At 68.1% G+C, this 4,664-nt stretch carries 5 protein-coding genes; 4 read left to right on the top strand and 1 reads right to left on the bottom strand.

From position 1 onward, the window contains the following. Positions 1-529: HrcA family transcriptional regulator (locus tag AC1DYI_RS27075; protein ID WP_477207220.1), on the bottom strand; the 529-nt coding region annotated here is incomplete at its 3' end. Positions 530-623: 94 nt separating this feature from the next. Here AC1DYI_RS27075 and AC1DYI_RS27070 point away from each other — a divergent pair. The 4 genes from AC1DYI_RS27070 to AC1DYI_RS27055 form a co-directional block, all read left to right on the top strand. Next, positions 624-1,496 carry an NAD kinase gene (locus AC1DYI_RS27070; protein ID WP_477207219.1) on the top strand — a complete coding sequence of 291 codons (873 nt, stop codon included), beginning with the start codon at positions 624-626 and terminating at the stop codon, positions 1,494-1,496. 90 nt (positions 1,497-1,586) lie between these two features. After that, complete coding sequence (gene recN, locus AC1DYI_RS27065; RefSeq protein ID WP_477207218.1) at positions 1,587-3,302, top strand: DNA repair protein RecN; 1,716 nt, start codon at positions 1,587-1,589, stop codon at positions 3,300-3,302. Next, on the top strand, positions 3,299-4,228 hold the full coding sequence (rapZ, locus tag AC1DYI_RS27060) for an RNase adapter RapZ (protein WP_477207217.1): 930 nt from the start codon (positions 3,299-3,301) through the stop codon (positions 4,226-4,228). The genes recN and rapZ overlap by 4 nt, the downstream gene beginning before the upstream one ends. Further along, the coding region (locus tag AC1DYI_RS27055; protein ID WP_477207216.1) for an LON peptidase substrate-binding domain-containing protein at positions 4,225-4,664 on the top strand (440 nt) is incomplete at its 3' end. The genes rapZ and AC1DYI_RS27055, both read left to right, overlap by 4 nt.

The raw sequence follows: 4,664 nt of genomic DNA, 5'->3' as shown, positions 1-4,664 counted from the left end.
CGACCAGCTCGCTTTGGGTCGGGTCGTGGGCGGTGAAGATGACGCGGTTCTGCACGTCGCCGTCCGGCGCCACCAGGATCACCAGCACGCGCTTCTCGCCCAGGCGAAGGAATTCGATGTGGCGGAACACGCTCGGCTTCTTCGGTGCGGTGACCACGCCGACAAAGCTGGACAGGTTGGAAAGCAACTGCGCCGCCTGCGCGATCACGCGCTGCGGTTGATCGGGGTGCAGTTGCTCACGCGCCGCCACCAGGTCGGGTGGCGTCTGGCTCAAATCGAGCGTGCGCGTCGTCAGCATCGTGTCGACGAACAGCCGGTAGCCACGCGCGGTGGGGATGCGGCCGGCCGAGGTGTGCGGGCTGACGATCAGGCCCAGCTCTTCGAGGTCGGCCATCACATTGCGGATGGTCGCCGGCGACAGTTCCAGCCCCGAGGCTTTGGACAGCGTGCGCGAGCCTACCGGCTGGCCGTCGGCGATGTACCGTTCAACCAGGGTCTTCAGCAGCGATCGTGAGCGCTCGTCGAGCATGAAATCATTGTACGGACAGGGGGCCTTGGTCACCCTGCCGTGCGAAAGCCCCTGTGGTGTAATTCCTCGCACCCTCTTGAACCAGACCAGGGCCATGCCCAATCGCTTTCGCCACGCTGCGTTGATAGGCAAGTACCAGGCCCAGGGCATCAGGCCCATGCTGCAAAGCCTCGCCGAATTTCTGCTCCGCCAAGGCATGGAGGTGTCTGTCGAGCGCGAAACCGCCTTGAACACCGACTGGGCCGACCACGGGGCGTGGACCACCGCCGAACTGGGCGAACGCTGCGACATCGCAGTGGTCGTCGGCGGCGACGGCACGATGCTCGGCATCGCACGCGAACTCGCCTTCTACAACCTGCCATTGGTCGGCATCAACCAGGGCCGGCTCGGTTTCATCACCGACATCCGCGCGGCCGACTGGGCCGAGGCGCTGGGCCCGATGATGCAAGGCGACTACGAGGAAGAGCGCCGCGCGATGATCGAAGGCGAGGTCTGGCGCGACGGCGAGAACATCTTCGAAGGCCTGTCGTTGAACGACGTGGTGGTCAGCCGCGGCAACACCGCGAGCATGGTCGAGTTGCGCATCGACGTCGGCGACGAGTTCGTCGCCAACATCCGCGCCGACGGCCTGATCATCGCTTCGCCCACGGGCTCCACTGCTTATGCGCTGTCGGCAGGTGGCCCGATCCTGCACCCGGCCATCGCCGGCTGGGTGATGCTGCCGATCGCCTCGCACACCTTGTCCAACCGGCCGATCGTGCTGCCCGACGGGCAGGACGTGACCGTCACCATCGTCGCCGGGCGCGACTGCAGCGCCAATTTCGACATGCACCGCCTGGCCAGCCTGCTGCACGGCGACCAGGTCCGCGTGCGCCGCTCGGCCCAGATGGTGCGCTTTCTGCACCCGCGCGGCTGGAGCTACTACGCCACCTTGCGGCGCAAGCTGCGCTGGTACGAAGGCGTGTGATGACAGCCCCCAGGTCGCTTCGCGCCCGCCCCCCGAGGGGGTGCTCAGCCGCCTTGGGGCGGCCCGGCGCCGTCTGATTTTTTTCCACTCATGCTCAAGAGCCTCACCCTCAAGGATTTCGTCATCGTCAGCACGCTGGACGTCGAGTTCGACGCCGGCTTCTCGGTCTTGACCGGTGAAACCGGCGCTGGCAAGTCGATCCTGATCGATGCGCTGCAACTCGCGCTCGGCGCCCGCGCTGAAAACCATGTCGTGCGCGACGGTGCCACACGTGCCGAAATCACCGCCGCTTTCGACCTGCCGCCCATGCTGTCCGGCTGGCTGGACGACGCTGGCTTCGATGCCACCGACAGCACGTTGCTGCTGCGCCGCATCGTCGACGCCAAGGGCGGCAGCCGCGGATTCATCAACGGCAGCGCCGCCACCGCCGCGCAGTTGCGCGAGGTGGCCGACCACCTGATCGACATCCACGGCCAGCACGCCTGGCAAGGCTTGACGCGGCCTGCTTCGGTGCGCGCGCTGCTGGACGAACAAGCCGGTGTCGACGTGCGCCCGATGGCAGCCGCCTTCGACAACTGGCGCACCGCCAGCCAGACGCTGGAGTCGGCACATACCCGCCAGGGCGAACTGGCGAGCGAGCGTGAACGGCTGCAGTGGCAGATCGGCGAGCTGGACAAGCTGGCCCCGGGCGACGACGAATGGCCCGAGCTGAACTCCGAACACCAGCGCCTGGCTCATGCGCAGGCCCTGATGGACGGCGCCGGCCAGGCCGCACGCGCAGTGTCGGGCGACGATGACGACAACGCGTCGCGCCGCGTTGCCCGTGCGCTAGCCGCCCTCGAAGACGTGGCCGAGTTCGACCCGCGGCTTTCGCCGGTGCTCGAAGTGCTGCAAGGCGCGCAAGCGCAGCTGGAAGACGCGGCCCACACGCTGAACGCCTACCTGTCGCGAACCGAGCTGGACCCGGCTCGCCTGGCCGAGCTGGACAACCGCATGTCGGCGTGGCTCAGCCTGGCTCGGCGCTACCGTCGCCCGCCCGAAGAGCTGGCTGCACTGCTGGCCGAGTGGCGCGCCTCGCTGCACGTGCTGGACGAAGCCGCCGATTTGGCGGGACTGGAGCAACGCGTCGCCGACGCGCGCGCCGCCTGGCACAAGGAAGCCAAGGCCGTCAGCACCGCCCGTCACAAGGCCGCCAAGCCGCTGGCGCAGCGCGTGACCGAAGCGATGCAGCAGCTGGGCATGGCCGGGGGCCGCTTCGAGGTGGCGCTGAGCGCCATCGACGAACCCCAATCGTTCGGCCTGGAGACCATCGAGTTCCTGGTCGCGGGCCATGCCGGCAGCGCGCCGCGTCCGCTTGGCAAGGTGGCGTCGGGCGGTGAGCTGTCGCGGCTCGCGCTGGCCATCGCCGTGACCACGGCGCAATCGCGCCAGGCCGGTGCCAACGCTTCCAGCAGCCCCGCCACGCTGATCTTCGACGAGATCGATTCCGGCGTGGGCGGCACCGTCGCCGATTCTGTGGGTCGACTAATGAAGCAATTGGGCCGCAGCGCGCAGGTGCTGGCAGTGACCCACTTGCCGCAGGTCGCTGCCTGTGCCGATTGCCACTTCGTCGTCGCCAAGGCCACCGAGCGCGGCCAGACGCTGAGCCAGATCGCGCCGGTGCACGGTGAAGCCCGCGTGGCCGAGGTGGCTCGCATGTTGGGTGGTGACCGCCAGTCCGGCACCAGCCTGGCCCATGCGCAAGAGCTGATCCAGCGCGCGGTGCATGAGACGCCTCGTGCAGCCCGCGCGAAGCCCTCGCCATGAGCGATTCCGATACTCCTGCGCCGGCTCCCGTGCCAGCGGCCACTGACGTGGCGCCCGACACGCGCGAGGTCGTGCTGGTCACCGGCATCTCCGGCTCTGGCAAATCAGTGGCGCTGCACGCGCTGGAAGACGCCGGCTACTTCTGCGTCGACAACCTGCCGCCCGAGCTGCTGCGCGAGTTCATCCGCGTCGAAAGCACCCACGGCGTGCGCCGCATGGCGATCGCGGTCGATGTGCGCACCGCCGGTTCATTGCCGCACCTGCTGCCGGTGCTGGACCAGCTGCGCGCCGAGGGTGTCGACGTGCGCAGCGTGTTCCTCAACGCCAGCACCGAAGCGCTGGTCAAGCGCTTCTCGGAGACGCGTCGCCCTCATCCGCTGAGCGCACCCAACCACGAGGGCGATCCGCACCGCGCGCTGGTCGAAGCGATCGAGCTCGAACAGCAGTTGATGGCCGAGCTGCGCGAACGCTCGACCGTGCTGGACACGTCGCAACTACGCCCGGCCCAGTTGCGGCTGTGGCTGCGCGAGCTGGTCAATGCCACCAGCAGCCGGTTGACGCTGGTGTTCGAATCGTTCGCCTTCAAGCATGGCGTGCCGCTGGATGCCGACCTGGTGTTCGATGTGCGCGTGCTGCCAAACCCGTTCTACATCCGCGAGCTGCGGCCCTTGAACGGGCGTGACGAGCCGGTGGCAACCTACCTGCAAGAGCAGCCCGAGGTCGGCGAGATGCTGACCCAGATCGAGGGCTTCGTGCGGCGCTGGCTGCCCTCGTTCGAGCAAGACCAGCGCAGCTACCTGACGGTGTGCATTGGCTGCACCGGCGGCCAGCACCGCTCGGTCTACTTTGTCGAACAGCTGGCCAAGCGCTTTGCGGGCCGTGTGGCCACGCTGCGCCGCCACCGCGAGCTGGATGAACGTGCATGACCTTGGTGGCCCACGCGCCTGACCCGCTGGCGCTGTTTCCGCTGCGCACCGTGTTGTTTCCCGGTGGCCGGCTGCCGCTGAAGGTGTTCGAGGCGCGCTACCTTGACCTCGTCTCCAGTTGCATGCGCGAGCAACAGCCGTTCGGCGTCGTCTGCCTGCTGCAGGGCGGCGAGGTGCGCAAGCCAGGCGGCGCCGCAGTCGCCACCCGCTTCGAGCCGATGGGTGTGCTGGCGCACCTGGTGGAGGTCGATGCGATGAGCCCCGGCGTGCTCAAGGTTCGCTGTGCGGGTGCCGCTCGCTTTCAATGGACCACGCTGCAAGAAAACCGCGACGGCTTGTGGCAGGCCAGCGGTGTGACGCTGTTGCCGGATGATCCCCCGCTGCAGCCTGGTGAACGCTTTGCCGACGCGGTGCAGGCGCTGCAGCGCGCCTACGC

Source organism: Ideonella sp. P3_A4 (assembly GCF_056403075.1).
This window is presented reverse-complemented; position numbering and strand designations above follow the sequence as displayed.

Coding starts and splice junctions, on each gene's coding strand:
- AC1DYI_RS27070 (WP_477207219.1), top strand. CDS start 624: ATGCCCAATCGCTTTCGCCACGCTGCGTTGATAGGCAAGTACCAGGCC.
- recN (WP_477207218.1), top strand. CDS start 1,587: ATGCTCAAGAGCCTCACCCTCAAGGATTTCGTCATCGTCAGCACGCTG.
- rapZ (WP_477207217.1), top strand. CDS start 3,299: ATGAGCGATTCCGATACTCCTGCGCCGGCTCCCGTGCCAGCGGCCACT.